This window comes from Pseudomonas fluorescens (assembly GCF_001307275.1).
Classification (GTDB): domain Bacteria; phylum Pseudomonadota; class Gammaproteobacteria; order Pseudomonadales; family Pseudomonadaceae; genus Aquipseudomonas; species Aquipseudomonas fluorescens_AA.
In genome coordinates, this window is sequence record NZ_CP012831.1 from 3298918 (window position 1) to 3316151 (window position 17234).

General features: G+C 54.6%; 11 protein-coding genes, 6 tRNA genes and 3 rRNA genes. All 20 read left to right on the forward strand.

Going from position 1 to position 17234, the window contains the following annotated elements; genetic code table 11:
* Nucleotides 1-238 precede the first annotated feature (238 nt).
* The 20 genes from AO356_RS14535 (at nt 239) to rpoB (ending at nt 17226) form a co-directional block, all read left to right on the forward strand.
* A 16S ribosomal RNA gene (locus tag AO356_RS14535) occupies nt 239-1775 on the forward strand.
* A gap of 81 nt (nt 1776-1856) precedes the next feature.
* Nucleotides 1857-1933, forward strand: a tRNA-Ile gene (locus tag AO356_RS14540).
* Nucleotides 1934-1963: 30 nt separating this feature from the next.
* A tRNA-Ala gene (locus tag AO356_RS14545) sits at nt 1964-2039 on the forward strand.
* A 245-nt stretch (nt 2040-2284) separates the two neighbouring features.
* A 23S ribosomal RNA gene (locus tag AO356_RS14550) occupies nt 2285-5176 on the forward strand.
* 170 nt (nt 5177-5346) lie between these two features.
* A 5S ribosomal RNA gene (gene rrf, locus AO356_RS14555) occupies nt 5347-5462 on the forward strand.
* The 16S, 23S and 5S rRNA genes sit together here with 2 tRNA genes alongside, the layout of an rRNA operon.
* Before the next feature lie 133 nt (nt 5463-5595).
* Nucleotides 5596-6552, forward strand: a complete 957-nt coding sequence (gene birA, locus AO356_RS14560; RefSeq protein WP_060740388.1) for a bifunctional biotin--[acetyl-CoA-carboxylase] ligase/biotin operon repressor BirA — start codon at nt 5596-5598, stop codon at nt 6550-6552.
* A complete protein-coding gene (locus tag AO356_RS14565; protein WP_060740389.1) occupies nt 6542-7291 on the forward strand; it encodes a pantothenate kinase in 750 nt (249 codons plus the stop codon). The genes birA and AO356_RS14565 overlap by 11 nt, the downstream gene beginning before the upstream one ends.
* Before the next feature lie 7 nt (nt 7292-7298).
* Complete coding sequence (locus AO356_RS14570) at nt 7299-7754, forward strand: hypothetical protein (RefSeq protein ID WP_060740390.1); 456 nt, start codon at nt 7299-7301, stop codon at nt 7752-7754.
* 142 nt (nt 7755-7896) lie between these two features.
* Nucleotides 7897-7981, forward strand: a tRNA-Tyr gene (locus AO356_RS14575).
* Nucleotides 7982-8005: 24 nt separating this feature from the next.
* Nucleotides 8006-8079: transfer RNA gene (locus AO356_RS14580), tRNA-Gly, on the forward strand.
* A gap of 26 nt (nt 8080-8105) precedes the next feature.
* Nucleotides 8106-8181 (forward strand) — tRNA-Thr (locus tag AO356_RS14585).
* A gap of 84 nt (nt 8182-8265) precedes the next feature.
* Nucleotides 8266-9459 (forward strand): elongation factor Tu, encoded by a 1194-nt coding sequence (gene tuf, locus AO356_RS14590; protein ID WP_003186103.1) that lies wholly within the window; start codon nt 8266-8268, stop codon nt 9457-9459.
* A gap of 53 nt (nt 9460-9512) precedes the next feature.
* Nucleotides 9513-9588 (forward strand) — tRNA-Trp (locus tag AO356_RS14595).
* A 45-nt stretch (nt 9589-9633) separates the two neighbouring features.
* Complete coding sequence (secE, locus tag AO356_RS14600) at nt 9634-10002, forward strand: preprotein translocase subunit SecE (RefSeq protein ID WP_003206102.1); 369 nt, start codon at nt 9634-9636, stop codon at nt 10000-10002.
* A 9-nt stretch (nt 10003-10011) separates the two neighbouring features.
* Nucleotides 10012-10545, forward strand: coding sequence for a transcription termination/antitermination protein NusG (gene nusG, locus AO356_RS14605; protein ID WP_003186097.1), 534 nt, complete (start codon nt 10012-10014; stop codon nt 10543-10545).
* Nucleotides 10546-10662: 117 nt separating this feature from the next.
* On the forward strand, nt 10663-11094 hold the full coding sequence (rplK, locus tag AO356_RS14610; protein ID WP_003176435.1) for a 50S ribosomal protein L11: 432 nt from the start codon (nt 10663-10665) through the stop codon (nt 11092-11094).
* Complete coding sequence (gene rplA / locus AO356_RS14615) at nt 11094-11789, forward strand: 50S ribosomal protein L1 (protein WP_003186095.1); 696 nt, start codon at nt 11094-11096, stop codon at nt 11787-11789. The genes rplK and rplA overlap by 1 nt, the downstream gene beginning before the upstream one ends.
* A 198-nt stretch (nt 11790-11987) precedes the next feature.
* Nucleotides 11988-12488, forward strand: coding sequence for a 50S ribosomal protein L10 (gene rplJ, locus AO356_RS14620; RefSeq protein WP_060740391.1), 501 nt, complete (start codon nt 11988-11990; stop codon nt 12486-12488).
* A 78-nt stretch (nt 12489-12566) separates the two neighbouring features.
* Nucleotides 12567-12932, forward strand: coding sequence for a 50S ribosomal protein L7/L12 (rplL, locus tag AO356_RS14625; protein ID WP_027617682.1), 366 nt, complete (start codon nt 12567-12569; stop codon nt 12930-12932).
* A gap of 220 nt (nt 12933-13152) precedes the next feature.
* The gene (gene rpoB / locus AO356_RS14630) at nt 13153-17226 is read left to right on the forward strand and encodes a DNA-directed RNA polymerase subunit beta (RefSeq protein ID WP_060740392.1); all 4074 of its coding nucleotides are present in this window, start codon (nt 13153-13155) and stop codon (nt 17224-17226) included.
* Nucleotides 17227-17234: the final 8 nt, after the last annotated feature.

Genomic DNA, 17234 nt, shown 5'->3' on the forward strand with positions numbered 1-17234 from the left:
TCTGAAAATAACCGCTTGACAGATGCACGGGGCGCTGTAAAATGCGCGCCTCGGTTGAGGCGAAAGACTCAGCCAACCGCTCTTTAACAACTGAATCAAGCAATTCGTGTGGGTGCTTGTGGAGTCAGACTGCTAGTCAACAGATTATCAGCATCACAAGTTACTCCGCGAGAAATCAAAGATGTAACCAACGATTGCTGAGCCAAGTTTAGGGTTTTCTCAAAACCCAAAGATGTTTGAACTGAAGAGTTTGATCATGGCTCAGATTGAACGCTGGCGGCAGGCCTAACACATGCAAGTCGAGCGGTAGAGAGGTGCTTGCACCTCTTGAGAGCGGCGGACGGGTGAGTAATGCCTAGGAATCTGCCTGGTAGTGGGGGATAACGCTCGGAAACGGACGCTAATACCGCATACGTCCTACGGGAGAAAGCAGGGGACCTTCGGGCCTTGCGCTATCAGATGAGCCTAGGTCGGATTAGCTAGTTGGTGAGGTAATGGCTCACCAAGGCGACGATCCGTAACTGGTCTGAGAGGATGATCAGTCACACTGGAACTGAGACACGGTCCAGACTCCTACGGGAGGCAGCAGTGGGGAATATTGGACAATGGGCGAAAGCCTGATCCAGCCATGCCGCGTGTGTGAAGAAGGTCTTCGGATTGTAAAGCACTTTAAGTTGGGAGGAAGGGCATTAACCTAATACGTTAGTGTTTTGACGTTACCGACAGAATAAGCACCGGCTAACTCTGTGCCAGCAGCCGCGGTAATACAGAGGGTGCAAGCGTTAATCGGAATTACTGGGCGTAAAGCGCGCGTAGGTGGTTCGTTAAGTTGGATGTGAAAGCCCCGGGCTCAACCTGGGAACTGCATTCAAAACTGTCGAGCTAGAGTATGGTAGAGGGTGGTGGAATTTCCTGTGTAGCGGTGAAATGCGTAGATATAGGAAGGAACACCAGTGGCGAAGGCGACCACCTGGACTGATACTGACACTGAGGTGCGAAAGCGTGGGGAGCAAACAGGATTAGATACCCTGGTAGTCCACGCCGTAAACGATGTCAACTAGCCGTTGGGAGCCTTGAGCTCTTAGTGGCGCAGCTAACGCATTAAGTTGACCGCCTGGGGAGTACGGCCGCAAGGTTAAAACTCAAATGAATTGACGGGGGCCCGCACAAGCGGTGGAGCATGTGGTTTAATTCGAAGCAACGCGAAGAACCTTACCAGGCCTTGACATCCAATGAACTTTCCAGAGATGGATTGGTGCCTTCGGGAACATTGAGACAGGTGCTGCATGGCTGTCGTCAGCTCGTGTCGTGAGATGTTGGGTTAAGTCCCGTAACGAGCGCAACCCTTGTCCTTAGTTACCAGCACGTTATGGTGGGCACTCTAAGGAGACTGCCGGTGACAAACCGGAGGAAGGTGGGGATGACGTCAAGTCATCATGGCCCTTACGGCCTGGGCTACACACGTGCTACAATGGTCGGTACAGAGGGTTGCCAAGCCGCGAGGTGGAGCTAATCCCACAAAACCGATCGTAGTCCGGATCGCAGTCTGCAACTCGACTGCGTGAAGTCGGAATCGCTAGTAATCGCGAATCAGAATGTCGCGGTGAATACGTTCCCGGGCCTTGTACACACCGCCCGTCACACCATGGGAGTGGGTTGCACCAGAAGTAGCTAGTCTAACCTTCGGGGGGACGGTTACCACGGTGTGATTCATGACTGGGGTGAAGTCGTAACAAGGTAGCCGTAGGGGAACCTGCGGCTGGATCACCTCCTTAATCGACGACCGCAGCTGCTTCATGAGCTCCCACACGAATTGCTTGATTCATTGAAGAAGACGAAAGAAGCAGCCCGAAATTGGGTCTGTAGCTCAGTTGGTTAGAGCGCACCCCTGATAAGGGTGAGGTCGGCAGTTCGAATCTGCCCAGACCCACCAATTTTGTGTGGGAAACGCCTGTAGAAATACGGGGCCATAGCTCAGCTGGGAGAGCGCCTGCCTTGCACGCAGGAGGTCAGCGGTTCGATCCCGCTTGGCTCCACCACTACTGCTTCGATTGTATAAAGCTTAGAAATGAGCATTCCATCGGTTCGATGGTGAATGTTGATTTCTAGTCTTTGACTAGTTCGTTCTTTAAAAATTTGGGTATGTGATAGAAAGATAGACTGAACGTTACTTTCACTGGTAACGGATCAGGCTAAGGTAAAATTTGTGAGTTGCTCTTTGAGCAAGATCGAATTTTCGGCGAATGTCGTCTTCACAGTATAACCAGATTGCTTGGGGTTATATGGTCAAGTGAAGAAGCGCATACGGTGGATGCCTTGGCAGTCAGAGGCGATGAAAGACGTGGTAGCCTGCGAAAAGCTTCGGGGAGTCGGCAAACAGACTGTGATCCGGAGATGTCTGAATGGGGGAACCCAGCCATCATAAGATGGTTATCTTGTACTGAATACATAGGTGCAAGAGGCGAACCAGGGGAACTGAAACATCTAAGTACCCTGAGGAAAAGAAATCAACCGAGATTCCCTTAGTAGTGGCGAGCGAACGGGGACTAGCCCTTAAGCTTCTTTGATTTTAGCGGAACGCTCTGGAAAGTGCGGCCATAGTGGGTGATAGCCCTGTACGCGAAAGGATCTTAGAAGTGAAATCGAGTAGGACGGAGCACGAGAAACTTTGTCTGAATATGGGGGGACCATCCTCCAAGGCTAAATACTACTGACTGACCGATAGTGAACTAGTACCGTGAGGGAAAGGCGAAAAGAACCCCGGAGAGGGGAGTGAAATAGATCCTGAAACCGTATGCGTACAAGCAGTGGGAGCCCACTTTGTTGGGTGACTGCGTACCTTTTGTATAATGGGTCAGCGACTTATTTTCAGTGGCGAGCTTAACCGAATAGGGGAGGCGTAGCGAAAGCGAGTCTTAATAGGGCGTCTAGTCGCTGGGAATAGACCCGAAACCGGGCGATCTATCCATGGGCAGGTTGAAGGTTAGGTAACACTGACTGGAGGACCGAACCGACTACCGTTGAAAAGTTAGCGGATGACCTGTGGATCGGAGTGAAAGGCTAATCAAGCTCGGAGATAGCTGGTTCTCCTCGAAAGCTATTTAGGTAGCGCCTCATGTATCACTGTAGGGGGTAGAGCACTGTTTCGGCTAGGGGGTCATCCCGACTTACCAAACCGATGCAAACTCCGAATACCTACAAGTGCCGAGCATGGGAGACACACGGCGGGTGCTAACGTCCGTCGTGAAAAGGGAAACAACCCAGACCGTCAGCTAAGGTCCCAAAGTTATGGTTAAGTGGGAAACGATGTGGGAAGGCTTAGACAGCTAGGAGGTTGGCTTAGAAGCAGCCACCCTTTAAAGAAAGCGTAATAGCTCACTAGTCGAGTCGGCCTGCGCGGAAGATGTAACGGGGCTCAAACCATACACCGAAGCTACGGGTATCACGTAAGTGATGCGGTAGAGGAGCGTTCTGTAAGCCTGTGAAGGTGAGTTGAGAAGCTTGCTGGAGGTATCAGAAGTGCGAATGCTGACATGAGTAACGACAATGGGTGTGAAAAACACCCACGCCGAAAGACCAAGGTTTCCTGCGCAACGTTAATCGACGCAGGGTTAGTCGGTCCCTAAGGCGAGGCTGAAAAGCGTAGTCGATGGAAAACAGGTTAATATTCCTGTACTTCTGGTTATTGCGATGGAGGGACGGAGAAGGCTAGGCCAGCTTGGCGTTGGTTGTCCAAGTTTAAGGTGGTAGGCTGGAATCTTAGGTAAATCCGGGATTCTAAGGCCGAGAGCTGATGACGAGTTACCCTTTGGGTGACGAAGTGGTTGATGCCATGCTTCCAAGAAAAGCTTCTAAGCTTCAGGTAACCAGGAACCGTACCCCAAACCGACACAGGTGGTTGGGTAGAGAATACCAAGGCGCTTGAGAGAACTCGGGTGAAGGAACTAGGCAAAATGGCACCGTAACTTCGGGAGAAGGTGCGCCGGTGAGGGTGAAGCACTTGCTGCGTAAGCCCACGCCGGTCGAAGATACCAGGCCGCTGCGACTGTTTATTAAAAACACAGCACTCTGCAAACACGAAAGTGGACGTATAGGGTGTGACGCCTGCCCGGTGCCGGAAGGTTAATTGATGGGGTTAGCTAACGCGAAGCTCTTGATCGAAGCCCCGGTAAACGGCGGCCGTAACTATAACGGTCCTAAGGTAGCGAAATTCCTTGTCGGGTAAGTTCCGACCTGCACGAATGGCGTAACGATGGCGGCGCTGTCTCCACCCGAGACTCAGTGAAATTGAAATCGCTGTGAAGATGCAGTGTATCCGCGGCTAGACGGAAAGACCCCGTGAACCTTTACTATAGCTTTGCACTGGACTTTGAATTTGCTTGTGTAGGATAGGTGGGAGGCTTTGAAGCGTGGACGCCAGTTCGCGTGGAGCCATCCTTGAAATACCACCCTGGCAACTTTGAGGTTCTAACTCAGGTCCGTTATCCGGATCGAGGACAGTGTATGGTGGGTAGTTTGACTGGGGCGGTCTCCTCCTAAAGAGTAACGGAGGAGTACGAAGGTGCGCTCAGACCGGTCGGAAATCGGTCGTAGAGTATAAAGGCAAAAGCGCGCTTGACTGCGAGACAGACACGTCGAGCAGGTACGAAAGTAGGTCTTAGTGATCCGGTGGTTCTGTATGGAAGGGCCATCGCTCAACGGATAAAAGGTACTCCGGGGATAACAGGCTGATACCGCCCAAGAGTTCATATCGACGGCGGTGTTTGGCACCTCGATGTCGGCTCATCACATCCTGGGGCTGAAGCCGGTCCCAAGGGTATGGCTGTTCGCCATTTAAAGTGGTACGCGAGCTGGGTTTAGAACGTCGTGAGACAGTTCGGTCCCTATCTGCCGTGGACGTTTGAGATTTGAGAGGGGCTGCTCCTAGTACGAGAGGACCGGAGTGGACGAACCTCTGGTGTTCCGGTTGTCACGCCAGTGGCATTGCCGGGTAGCTATGTTCGGAAAAGATAACCGCTGAAAGCATCTAAGCGGGAAACTTGCCTCAAGATGAGATCTCACTGGGACCTTGAGTCCCCTGAAGGGCCGTCGAAGACTACGACGTTGATAGGCAGGGTGTGTAAGCGCTGTGAGGCGTTGAGCTAACCTGTACTAATTGCCCGTGAGGCTTGACCATATAACACCCAAGCAATTTGTAAACTCCAAGCCCCAGGGCGAACGAGACCAGATTGCGGTGTGTGAAGACGAAACGAACCGAAAGTTCGCGACGCTCGATTGCAACACACAAACTATCGCATACCCATTCGCTGGAACGTGACCGCAAGGCACGCGCTGGCTACCGAATTTCTTGACGACCATAGAGCATTGGAACCACCTGATCCCATCCCGAACTCAGAAGTGAAACGATGCATCGCCGATGGTAGTGTGGGGTTTCCCCATGTGAGAGTAGGTCATCGTCAAGATTAAATTCCGAAACCCCTATCTGCTGACGCAGGTAGGGGTTTTGTTTTGCCCGCAGGAAAGTCATTTTGTGTTTCTATGCAACTGTCTTGCGCATGGCTATCATGCGGGCCTCATTATCAGGGCGCAGTCCGCATGCTCACGTTGCTAAAACTTCTGAAGGATGGCCGCTTTCATTCGGGGCAAGCGCTGGGTGCTGCACTGGGTATCAGTCGTAGTGCTGTATGGAAGCAGTTGCAGCACTTGGAGGCGGATTTAGGGCTGTCTGTTCATAAAGTTCGAGGTAGGGGCTATCAGTTGGCTAAGCCCCTGCTGCTTTTGGATGCGACAGATATCTGCGCAAAGGGCCTTCATGGATGGCCTGTCCATATATTTGACTCTATCGATTCCACTAACGCCGAGGCGCTGCGTTTCATTGAGCGCGGAGGAGTGGCGCCGTTCATGGTTTTGGCTGAGCGACAGATAGCGGGCCGTGGTCGTCGTGGCCGTAAGTGGGTCAGCCCATTTGCAGAAAACCTCTACCACAGCCTGGTGTTACGCATTGATGGTGGTATGCGACAAATCGAAGGTCTGAGCTTGGTTGTCGGGCTTGCGGTCATGCATGTCTTGCGCGATATGGGGATCGCGGCTGCGGGGCTGAAATGGCCTAATGATGTCTTGGTGGGTGAGAAAAAGATCGCCGGCATTTTGCTTGAATTGGTTGGAGATCCTGCAGACGTTTGCCATGTTGTCCTGGGCGTAGGGATCAATGTGAATATGCAATCGACTGATGAGGTCGATCAGCAATGGACATCCATGTGCCTTGAAGCGGGCAGGGATTTTGATCGAAATGAGCTGGTGGCACGATTGGGTGCGAAGCTGCAGCAATATCTGGAGCTTCATCACGTATCGGGGTTTGGTGCGATCCAGTCGGAATGGGAGCAATACCATCTTTGGCAGGGGCGGGCTGTGTCTCTGATTGCCGGTGTTAATAAAATTGACGGCATTGTGCTGGGCATTGATCACCAGGGTGCGCTGCGTTTGAAGGTGGATGGTGTGGAAAAAAACTTTAGCGGTGGTGAGCTCAGTTTGAGGTTGCGTGATGATTCTTGAGCTCGACTGCGGCAACAGCTTTATCAAATGGCGCGTTCTGCGCCCTGACGGGATAACGCCGGTCGAGGGTGGTGTGGTCGGCTCTGACGACGATTTGCTCGCGAGCCTGAATGACGCGAAGAAGTTCCAGCTCAAGAAGTGTCGTCTTGTTAGCGTGAGGACCCAGGCGGAGACGGATTCATTGGTCGCTTCGCTGGTCGATGTGTTCGGGGTATCGGTCGTTCGTGCTGTGCCCTCCCGGGAAATGGCGGGTGTGAGAAACGGCTACGAGGATTACGACCGGCTTGGCCTTGATCGATGGTTGGCTCTGCTTGGTGGTTTTCATCTCGCTTCGGGGGCGTGCCTGGTGCTGGATTTTGGTACTGCCGTCACGGCCGATTTCGTGGCTGCGGATGGTGGGCATCTGGGAGGGTTCATTTGTCCTGGCATGCCTCTGATGCGTAATCAATTGCGTACCCACACGCGGAAAATTCGTTATGACGATATAGCGGCGGAGCGAGCCCATGAGAGCCTTGCTCCAGGTCGTGCGACTGTCGAGGCGGTCGAGCGCGGTTGCATGCTGATGCTCAGGGGGTTTGTCCTGACCCAGCTTGAATTGGCGGAGCAATATTGGGGAAAGGATTTCGTGGTGTTTCTTACTGGGGGGGATGCCAATCTGGTTTCCGGGGTCGTTCCAGATGCCAGGGTGGTGCCTGACCTGGTTTTCGTTGGTTTGGCGATGGCCTGTCCTTTGTCCTGAGGTTTCTATGCGGTGGCTGTTTCTGTTATTGCTGGTTTTGAATGTCTTCTACTACATCTGGCATCAGCAGGAGGCCCCGCTTCGCGCCAAGGATGTCACGCCGCTGAGTTTATATCGCGGATCGCAACAGGATATTCATCTCTTGAGCGAAACGGCGGATGCCCTTGTCAGGCGCGATTCGGCTAAGTCTGCTGAGGCGCTCAAAACTTGTGTCTACCTGGGTGGTTTTGCTCGTCCGGAGCTGGCCAGGCAACTGGAGCAGCGCCTGGCGGCTTTGGGGGTCGTAGGTCGTCCTGTGGCGTCGAGCGCGCAAAATCTCCCTGAGGGAGGAGGTTTCTGGGTTCAGGTTTCCCAGGAAGGCGCGGGAAAGGTGAATGAAACGCTGCTCCAAAACCTTTCTAAAGAATTCAATGAGTTAAAACATAAAATAATGCCATGCGAAGGGGTTGCACCCGCAGGGTAGTTTGCATAGAATGGCGCCCGCTTCGCAGCGAAGACCTTTAAAGGTAAGCGCCACGAAGCGATGTCAACGCAGCTAACCTCAGGTTTTTAATGAGAAAATGCTTGACAGAAGGCTGGCATGATATAGAATGCCGGCTCGCTTAGGAGGGGTTCCCGAGCGGCCAAAGGGATCAGACTGTAAATCTGACGTCTACGACTTCGAAGGTTCGAATCCTTCCCCCTCCACCATTTTTAGCGTGAGCTGCAAGCTCCGCGGGTATAGTTTAGTGGTAGAACCTCAGCCTTCCAAGCTGATGATGCGGGTTCGATTCCCGCTACCCGCTCCAAGTTTGCAGGTTGTGCAAAGTGTTTTGCTCTTGTAGCTCAGTTGGTAGAGCACACCCTTGGTAAGGGTGAGGTCAGCGGTTCAAATCCGCTCAAGAGCTCCATATTACAAGGCAGATATGCAAATATCTGCCTTTGTTTTAATGGCTTGTGTGACTCGCTAAATTCTTCTCCTAGGGGTGATTTCGATGGCTAAGGAAAAGTTCGAACGTAATAAGCCGCACGTCAACGTTGGTACTATCGGTCACGTTGACCATGGTAAAACCACGCTGACCGCTGCTCTGACCCGTGTCTGCTCCGAGGTTTTCGGTTCGGCCAAGGTTGACTTCGACAAGATCGACAGCGCCCCGGAAGAGAAAGCTCGCGGTATCACCATCAACACCGCTCACGTTGAATACGATTCGGCCGTGCGTCACTACGCACACGTTGACTGCCCAGGTCACGCCGACTACGTAAAAAACATGATCACCGGTGCTGCCCAGATGGATGGCGCGATCCTGGTTTGCTCGGCCGCTGATGGTCCGATGCCACAAACCCGTGAGCACATCCTGCTGTCCCGTCAGGTAGGCGTTCCGTACATCGTTGTCTTCCTGAACAAGGCTGACATGGTTGACGACGCTGAGCTGCTGGAACTGGTTGAGATGGAAGTGCGCGACCTGCTGAGCACTTACGACTTCCCAGGTGATGACACTCCAATCATCATCGGTTCGGCTCTGATGGCTCTGAACGGCCAAGACGACAACGAAATGGGCACCACTGCTGTCAAGAAGCTGGTGGAAACTCTGGACAGCTACATCCCAGAGCCAGAGCGCGCTATCGACAAGCCGTTCCTGATGCCAATCGAAGACGTATTCTCGATCTCCGGTCGCGGTACTGTTGTGACTGGTCGTGTTGAGCGTGGCATCGTCCGTATCCAGGAAGAAGTTGAGATCGTCGGTCTGCGCGACACTCAGAAAACTACCTGCACCGGCGTTGAAATGTTCCGCAAGCTGCTCGACGAAGGTCGTGCTGGCGAGAACTGCGGCGTACTGCTGCGCGGCACCAAGCGTGACGACGTTGAGCGTGGCCAGGTTCTGGTCAAGCCAGGCACCGTCAAGCCGCACACCAAGTTCACCGCAGAAGTCTACGTTCTGAGCAAGGAAGAAGGCGGCCGTCACACTCCGTTCTTCAAAGGCTACCGTCCACAGTTCTACTTCCGTACAACTGACGTGACTGGTAACTGCGAGCTGCCAGAAGGCGTTGAAATGGTAATGCCGGGTGACAACATTCAGATGACTGTTACCCTGATCAAGACCATCGCGATGGAAGACGGTCTGCGTTTCGCTATCCGTGAAGGCGGTCGTACCGTCGGCGCTGGCGTCGTAGCTAAAGTCATCGAGTAAACAGTTGTAATGTCTTTTTCGGGCCGGCATAATGGTCGGCCTGATTTTGTTTTAGGTCAGTAGCTCAATTGGCAGAGCGACGGTCTCCAAAACCGTAGGTTGGGGGTTCGATTCCCTCCTGACCTGCCAGATTCACTCAGTGTGTCTGGCTTTCTTTTCACAGGATCTTCATAGATGACTCCTAAAGCTGAAGCTCAAGGCTCTCGCTTCGATCTGCTCAAGTGGCTAGTGGTAGTCGCTTTGGTGGTTATTGGCGTTGTTGGCAATCAGTATTATTCTGCTTCGCCGATCCTGTACCGTGTACTTGCATTGCTCGCCATTGCTGCTGTTGCTGCCTTTGTAGGCTTGCAGACGGCCAAGGGCAAGTCTTTCTTTGTACTCGCTAAGGAAGCTCGCACCGAGATTCGTAAAGTCGTATGGCCGACTCGCCAAGAAACCACGCAGACCACGTTGATCGTTGTGGCTGTTGTTCTGGTAATGGCGTTGCTGTTGTGGGGGCTCGATTCCCTGCTCGGCTGGCTTGTTTCCTTGATTGTTGGCTAAGGGTGTCCCGTGGCTAAGCGTTGGTACGTTGTGCATGCTTACTCGGGTTACGAGAAGCATGTCATGCGCTCGCTGGTAGAGCGCGTAAAGCTGGCTGGCATGGAAGACGGCTTTGGCGAGATTCTGGTCCCCACTGAAGAAGTGGTTGAAATGCGTAATGGCCAGAAACGCAAAAGTGAACGCAAGTTCTTTCCGGGCTACGTGCTGGTACAGATGGATATGAACGAAGGGACTTGGCACTTGGTCAAGGATACCCCTCGGGTGATGGGTTTCATCGGCGGTACTGCCGACAAGCCCGCGCCGATCACGGATAAAGAGGCAGAAGCGATTCTGCGTCGCGTCGCTGATGGTAGCGACAAGCCGAAGCCGAAGACGTTGTTTGAACCGGGTGAGGTTGTACGTGTCACCGACGGTCCATTCGCCGACTTCAATGGCACGGTTGAAGAAGTTAACTACGAAAAGAGCCGGATCCAAGTGGCAGTGCTCATTTTCGGTCGCTCTACTCCGGTAGAGCTAGAGTTCAGTCAGGTCGAAAAGGTCTGATTGAGCAGGCATCCCAACCCCGCAGCCCAAGGCTGTGGGGTTTTGTCGTCACTGGGATAAACGCGCAAGTAACCGGGGAGCCTTTCGAGGCGTTCGAACCCGTAATTGGAGTGCCTCATGGCCAAGAAAATTACCGCTTACATCAAGCTGCAAGTGAAGGCCGCTCAGGCTAACCCAAGCCCACCTGTTGGTCCTGCACTGGGTCAGCACGGCGTGAACATCATGGAATTCTGCAAGGCCTTCAACGCCCGTACTCAGGGTCTTGAGCCAGGTCTGCCGACTCCAGTGATCATCACTGTCTACAGCGACCGTAGCTTCACCTTCGAAACAAAAAGCACCCCAGCTTCGGTTCTGCTGAAGAAGGCTGCAGGTTTGACCAGCGGTTCCGCTCGTCCAAACACCGTTAAGGTTGGCACCGTTACCCGTGCTCAGCTGGAAGAAATCGCGAAAACCAAAAACGCGGATCTGACTGCAGCTGATATGGATGCAGCCGTGCGTACTATCGCCGGTTCTGCTCGTAGCATGGGCCTTAACGTGGAGGGTGTGTAATGGCTAAGCTGACCAAGCGTCAAAAGGCTATCGCCGGCAAAATCGAAGCAGGCAAGGCCTACAACTTTGTAGACGCCGCCGCTCTGCTGGCTGAGCTGTCGACTGTCAAGTTCAGCGAGTCGTTCGACGTTGCTGTGAACCTGGGCGTTGACCCACGTAAATCCGACCAGGTCGTTCGTAGCGCTACCGTGCTGCCACACGGCACTGGCAAGACCGTTCGTGTAGCTGTCTTCACCCAGGGCCCAGCAGCTGAAGCTGCTCTGGCTGCTGGCGCTGATCGCGTCGGCATGGACGATCTGGCTGCCGAAATGAAAGGCGGCGACCTGAACTATGACGTAGTGATCGCATCTCCGGATGCCATGCGCGTTGTAGGCCAGTTGGGTCAGATCCTCGGTCCACGTGGTCTGATGCCTAACCCTAAAGTCGGCACCGTAACGCCAGACGTAGCCACCGCGGTTAAAAACGCCAAGGCTGGTCAGGTTCGTTATCGCACCGACAAAAACGGCATCATCCACACTTCCGTTGGCAAGATCGGCTTCGACGCCGTCAAGCTGAAGGAAAACGTTGAAGCCCTGATCGCTGATCTGAAGCGTATCAAGCCAGCTTCTTCGAAAGGCATCTACGTCAAGCGCGTTACCCTGAGCACCACCATGGGCCCAGGTCTGGTCATCGACCAGAGCTCGCTCGACGCGTAAGACTCGGGTTGGCGCGAGCAATCGCGCCAATCAAAAAATTGGGGTCCCTGCCTGGCGGGGGCTGTCCAAGACCGTAGGCGACGCAAGTCTTAAACCACAAGCCTACGCAGATGGTGCTCCCGGTTCCTTACCGAATCAGACACCAAAACGACATTCGGTTTCGACCGAATGAAACGGTAACAAGCAGGAGTTAAACCCGTGGCAATTAATCTCGAAGACAAGAAGGCCATCGTCGCTGAAGTCAACGAGGCTGCCAAAGTCGCTCTGTCCGCTGTTGTGGCTGATGCCCGCGGTGTGACGGTAGGCGCTATGACCGGACTCCGTAAAGAGGCTCGTGAAGCTGGCGTATACGTACGTGTTGTACGTAACACCCTGCTCAAGCGCGCCGTTGCTGGCACTGAATACAGTGTCCTCAACGACGTGTTCACTGGCCCGACTCTGATCGCGTTCTCCAAGGATCATCCAGGCGCTGCTGCCCGTTTGTTCAAGGAATTCGCCAAGAGTCAGGATAAGTTCGAGATCAAGGCAGCTGCGTTCGAGGGCAAGTTCCTCGCAGCTAACCAAATCGACGTACTGGCAACACTGCCGACCCGCGACGAAGCCATTTCGCAGCTGATGAGCGTGATTCAAGGCGCTACCAGCAAGCTGGCTCGTACTCTGGCTGCAGTTCGCGAGCAAAAAGAAGCTGCCGCAGCCTAAGGCTGAGCATTTTCTCTCGCGTATTTTTGTTTATTTCGATGGCCGCGTAGGCCGTCCCCCAATTCAGGAAATACAGCAATGTCTATCTCCCAAGACGATATCCTCAACGCCGTAGCTGAAATGTCGGTTCTGCAGGTTGTTGAGCTGATCAAAGCTTTCGAAGAAAAATTCGGCGTTTCCGCTGCCGCTGCTTCCGCCGGTCCAGCTGCTGCTGCCGCCGTTGTTGAAGAGCAAACCGAATTCAACGTCATGCTGACCGAAGCTGGCGAGAAGAAAGTAAACGTGATCAAGGCAGTACGTGAACTGACCGGTCTGGGCCTGAAAGAAGCCAAGGCTGTAGTTGACGGCGCTCCTGCCATGGTTCTGGAAGCTGTTGCCAAAGACGCAGCTGACAAAGCCAAGGCCGCTCTGGAAGAAGCAGGCGCTAAAGTCGAGCTGAAGTAAGCATCGACTTTGCGTCTCCAGCCCGAGCGTTAAGCGACAGGCTGATGGCTGGTGGCTCTTGCCACCGGCCTTTTTCCGTTATTGGCAGCCGACTGGGTCGGCGCCGATAGCGAGCTGTAACCACCCGATGTGGTGGCGCAAACCATGGGGTTTGCACGATTTTCTGGCTGCTCCCGTCGGGAGGGGCCAAACAAGCAGGTGACCAAGCTGGGGAACGCTGATGGCTTACTCATATACTGAGAAAAAACGTATCCGCAAGGACTTTAGCAAGTTGCCGGACGTCATGGATGTGCCGTACCTCCTGGCCATCCAGCTGGATTCGTATCGTGAATTCTTGCAAGCGGGAGCGACTAAAGATCAGTTCCGCGACGTGGGCCTGCATGCGGCCTTCAAATCCGTTTTCCCGATCATCAGCTACTCCGGCAATGCTGCGCTGGAGTACGTCGGTTATCGCCTGGGCGAACCGGCATTTGATGTCAAAGAATGCGTATTGCGCGGTGTTACTTACGCCGTACCTTTGCGGGTAAAAGTGCGCCTGATCATTTTCGACAAAGAATCGTCGAACAAAGCGATCAAGGACATCAAAGAGCAAGAAGTCTACATGGGTGAAATCCCCCTGATGACTGAAAACGGTACCTTCGTAATCAACGGTACCGAGCGTGTAATCGTTTCCCAGCTGCACCGTTCCCCGGGCGTGTTCTTCGACCACGACCGTGGCAAGACGCACAGCTCCGGCAAACTGCTTTACTCCGCGCGCATCATTCCTTACCGCGGTTCGTGGCTGGACTTCGAGTTCGACCCGAAAGACTGCGTATTCGTGCGTATCGACCGTCGTCGCAAGCTGCCTGCATCGGTACTGCTGCGCGCGCTCGGCTATACCACCGAAGAAGTGCTGGACGCGTTCTACACCACCAACGTCTTCCACGTGCAAGGTGAAAACCTCAGTCTGGAACTGGTGCCTCAGCGCCTGCGCGGTGAAATCGCTGTCCTCGATATCCAGGATGACAAAGGCAAGGTTATTGTCGAGCAGGGCCGTCGTATCACCGCTCGCCACATCAACCAGCTGGAAAAAGCCGGGATCAAAGAGCTGCAGGTACCGATCGACTACGTCCTGGGTCGCACCACGGCCAAGGTCATCGTGCATCCGGCCACCGGCGAAATCCTTGCAGAGTGCAATACCGAGCTGACCACCGAGATCCTGGCGAAAATCGCCAAGGCCCAGGTCGTTCGTATCGAAACCCTGTACACCAACGACATCGACTGCGGTCCGTTCATCTCCGACACGCTGAAGATCGACTCCACCGGCAACCAGCTGGAAGCCTTGGTCGAGATCTATCGCATGATGCGTCCTGGCGAGCCGCCAACCAAGGATGCAGCCGAGACCCTGTTCAACAACCTGTTCTTCAGTCCTGAGCGCTATGACCTGTCTGCGGTCGGCCGGATGAAGTTCAACCGTCGTATCGGTCGTACCGAGATCGAAGGTTCGGGCGTGCTGAACAAGGATGACATCGTTGCGGTCCTCAAGACCCTGGTCGACATCCGTAACGGCAAAGGCATCGTCGATGACATCGACCACCTGGGTAACCGTCGTGTTCGCTGTGTAGGCGAGATGGCCGAGAACCAGTTCCGTGTTGGCCTGGTGCGCGTAGAGCGCGCGGTCAAGGAACGTCTGTCGATGGCTGAAAGCGAAGGCCTGATGCCGCAAGACCTGATCAACGCCAAGCCTGTGGCTGCGGCGGTGAAGGAGTTCTTCGGTTCGAGCCAGCTGTCCCAGTTCATGGACCAGAACAACCCGCTGTCCGAGATCACCCACAAGCGTCGTGTCTCCGCACTCGGCCCAGGCGGTCTGACCCGTGAGCGTGCAGGCTTCGAAGTTCGAGACGTACACCCGACTCACTACGGTCGTGTCTGCCCGATCGAAACGCCGGAAGGTCCGAACATCGGTCTGATCAACTCCCTGGCGGCCTATGCGCGCACCAACCAGTACGGCTTCCTCGAGAGCCCGTACCGCGTGGTGAAAGACGCCCTGGTTACCGACGAGATCGTGTTCCTGTCCGCCATCGAAGAAGCCGATCACGTGATCGCCCAGGCTTCGGCCACGATGAACGACAAGAAAGTCCTGGTCGACGAGCTGGTAGCTGTTCGTCACCTGAACGAGTTCACCGTCAAGGCGCCGGAAGACGTCACCTTGATGGACGTATCGCCGAAGCAGGTAGTGTCGGTTGCAGCGTCGCTGATCCCGTTCCTCGAGCACGACGACGCCAACCGTGCGTTGATGGGTTCGAACATGCAGCGTCAAGCTGTACCAACGCTGCGTGCCGACAAGCCGCTGGTCGGTACCGGCATGGAGCGTAACGTTGCCCGTGACTCCGGCGTTTGCGTCGTGGCTCGTCGTGGTGGCGTGATCGATTCCGTCGATGCCAGCCGTATCGTGGTTCGTGTTGCCGATGACGAAGTTGAAACTGGCGAAGCCGGTGTCGACATCTACAACCTGACCAAATACACCCGCTCCAACCAGAACACCTGCATCAACCAGCGTCCGCTGGTAAGCAAGGGTGATCGGGTTCAGCGCAGCGACATCATGGCCGATGGTCCGTCCACCGATATGGGTGAACTGGCGTTGGGTCAGAACATGCGCATCGCGTTCATGGCATGGAACGGCTTCAACTTCGAAGACTCCATCTGCCTGTCCGAGCGTGTGGTTCAGGAAGACCGCTTCACCACGATCCACATCCAGGAACTGACCTGTGTGGCCCGTGACACCAAGCTTGGCCCAGAGGAAATCACTGCGGACATCCCGAACGTGGGTGAAGCCGCACTGAACAAACTGGACGAAGCCGGTATCGTTTATGTAGGTGCCGAAGTCGGCGCAGGCGACATCCTGGTGGGCAAGGTCACTCCGAAAGGCGAGACCCAGCTGACTCCGGAAGAAAAACTGCTGCGTGCCATCTTCGGTGAAAAAGCCAGCGACGTTAAAGACACCTCCCTGCGCGTGCCTACCGGCACCAAAGGTACCGTCATCGACGTACAGGTCTTCACTCGCGACGGCGTGGAGCGTGATGCTCGTGCACTGTCCATCGAGAAGACTCAGCTCGACGAGATCCGCAAGGACCTGAACGAAGAGTTCCGTATCGTCGAAGGCGCAACTTTCGAGCGTCTGCGTTCCGCCCTGGTCGGCCACAAAGCCGAAGGCGGCGCCGGCCTGAAGAAAGGTCAGGAAATCACCGACGAAGTCCTCGACGGTCTTGAGCATGGCCAGTGGTTCAAACTGCGCATGGCTGAAGATGCTCTGAACGAGCAGCTCGAGAAGGCCCAGGCCTATATCGTTGATCGCCGCCGTCTGCTGGACGACAAGTTCGAAGACAAGAAGCGCAAACTGCAGCAAGGCGATGACCTGGCTCCAGGCGTGCTGAAAATCGTCAAGGTTTACCTGGCAATCCGTCGTCGCATCCAGCCGGGCGACAAGATGGCCGGTCGTCACGGTAACAAGGGTGTGGTCTCTGTGATCATGCCGGTTGAAGACATGCCGCACGATGCCAATGGCACCCCGGTCGATGTGGTCCTCAACCCGTTGGGCGTACCTTCGCGTATGAACGTTGGTCAGATCCTTGAAACCCACCTGGGCCTCGCGGCCAAGGGCTTGGGCGAGAAGATCAACCGGATGATCGAAGAGCAGCGCAAGGTCGCTGACCTGCGTAAGTTCCTGCACGAGATCTACAACGAAATCGGCGGACGCAACGAAGAGCTGGACACCTTCTCCGACCAGGAAATCCTGGACCTGGCGAAGAACCTGCGCGGCGGCGTTCCAATGGCTACTCCGGTGTTCGACGGTGCCAAGGAAAGCGAAATCAAGGCCATGCTGAAACTGGCAGACCTGCCGGAAAGTGGCCAGATGCAGCTGTTCGACGGCCGTACCGGCAACAAGTTCGAGCGCCCGGTTACCGTTGGCTACATGTACATGCTGAAGCTGAACCACTTGGTAGACGACAAGATGCACGCTCGTTCTACCGGTTCTTACAGCCTGGTTACCCAGCAGCCGCTGGGTGGTAAGGCGCAGTTCGGTGGTCAGCGTTTCGGGGAGATGGAGGTCTGGGCACTGGAAGCGTACGGTGCTGCATACACTCTGCAAGAAATGCTCACAGTGAAGTCGGACGATGTGAACGGCCGGACCAAGATGTACAAAAACATCGTGGACGGCGATCACCGTATGGAGCCGGGCATGCCCGAGTCTTTCAACGTGTTGATCAAGGAAATTCGTTCCCTCGGCATCGATATCGATCTGGAAACCGAATAACACGTGAC

What these genes read in the sequence shown, in the direction of transcription:
- birA (WP_060740388.1), top strand. Translation starts at nt 5,596, where the DNA reads ATGCTCACGTTGCTAAAACTTCTGAAGGATGGCCGCTTTCATTCGGGG.
- AO356_RS14565 (WP_060740389.1), top strand. Translation starts at nt 6,542, where the DNA reads ATGATTCTTGAGCTCGACTGCGGCAACAGCTTTATCAAATGGCGCGTT.
- AO356_RS14570 (WP_060740390.1), top strand. Translation starts at nt 7,299, where the DNA reads ATGCGGTGGCTGTTTCTGTTATTGCTGGTTTTGAATGTCTTCTACTAC.
- tuf (WP_003186103.1), top strand. Translation starts at nt 8,266, where the DNA reads ATGGCTAAGGAAAAGTTCGAACGTAATAAGCCGCACGTCAACGTTGGT.
- secE (WP_003206102.1), top strand. Translation starts at nt 9,634, where the DNA reads ATGACTCCTAAAGCTGAAGCTCAAGGCTCTCGCTTCGATCTGCTCAAG.
- rplK (WP_003176435.1), top strand. Translation starts at nt 10,663, where the DNA reads ATGGCCAAGAAAATTACCGCTTACATCAAGCTGCAAGTGAAGGCCGCT.
- rplA (WP_003186095.1), top strand. Translation starts at nt 11,094, where the DNA reads ATGGCTAAGCTGACCAAGCGTCAAAAGGCTATCGCCGGCAAAATCGAA.
- rplL (WP_027617682.1), top strand. Translation starts at nt 12,567, where the DNA reads ATGTCTATCTCCCAAGACGATATCCTCAACGCCGTAGCTGAAATGTCG.
- rpoB (WP_060740392.1), top strand. Translation starts at nt 13,153, where the DNA reads ATGGCTTACTCATATACTGAGAAAAAACGTATCCGCAAGGACTTTAGC.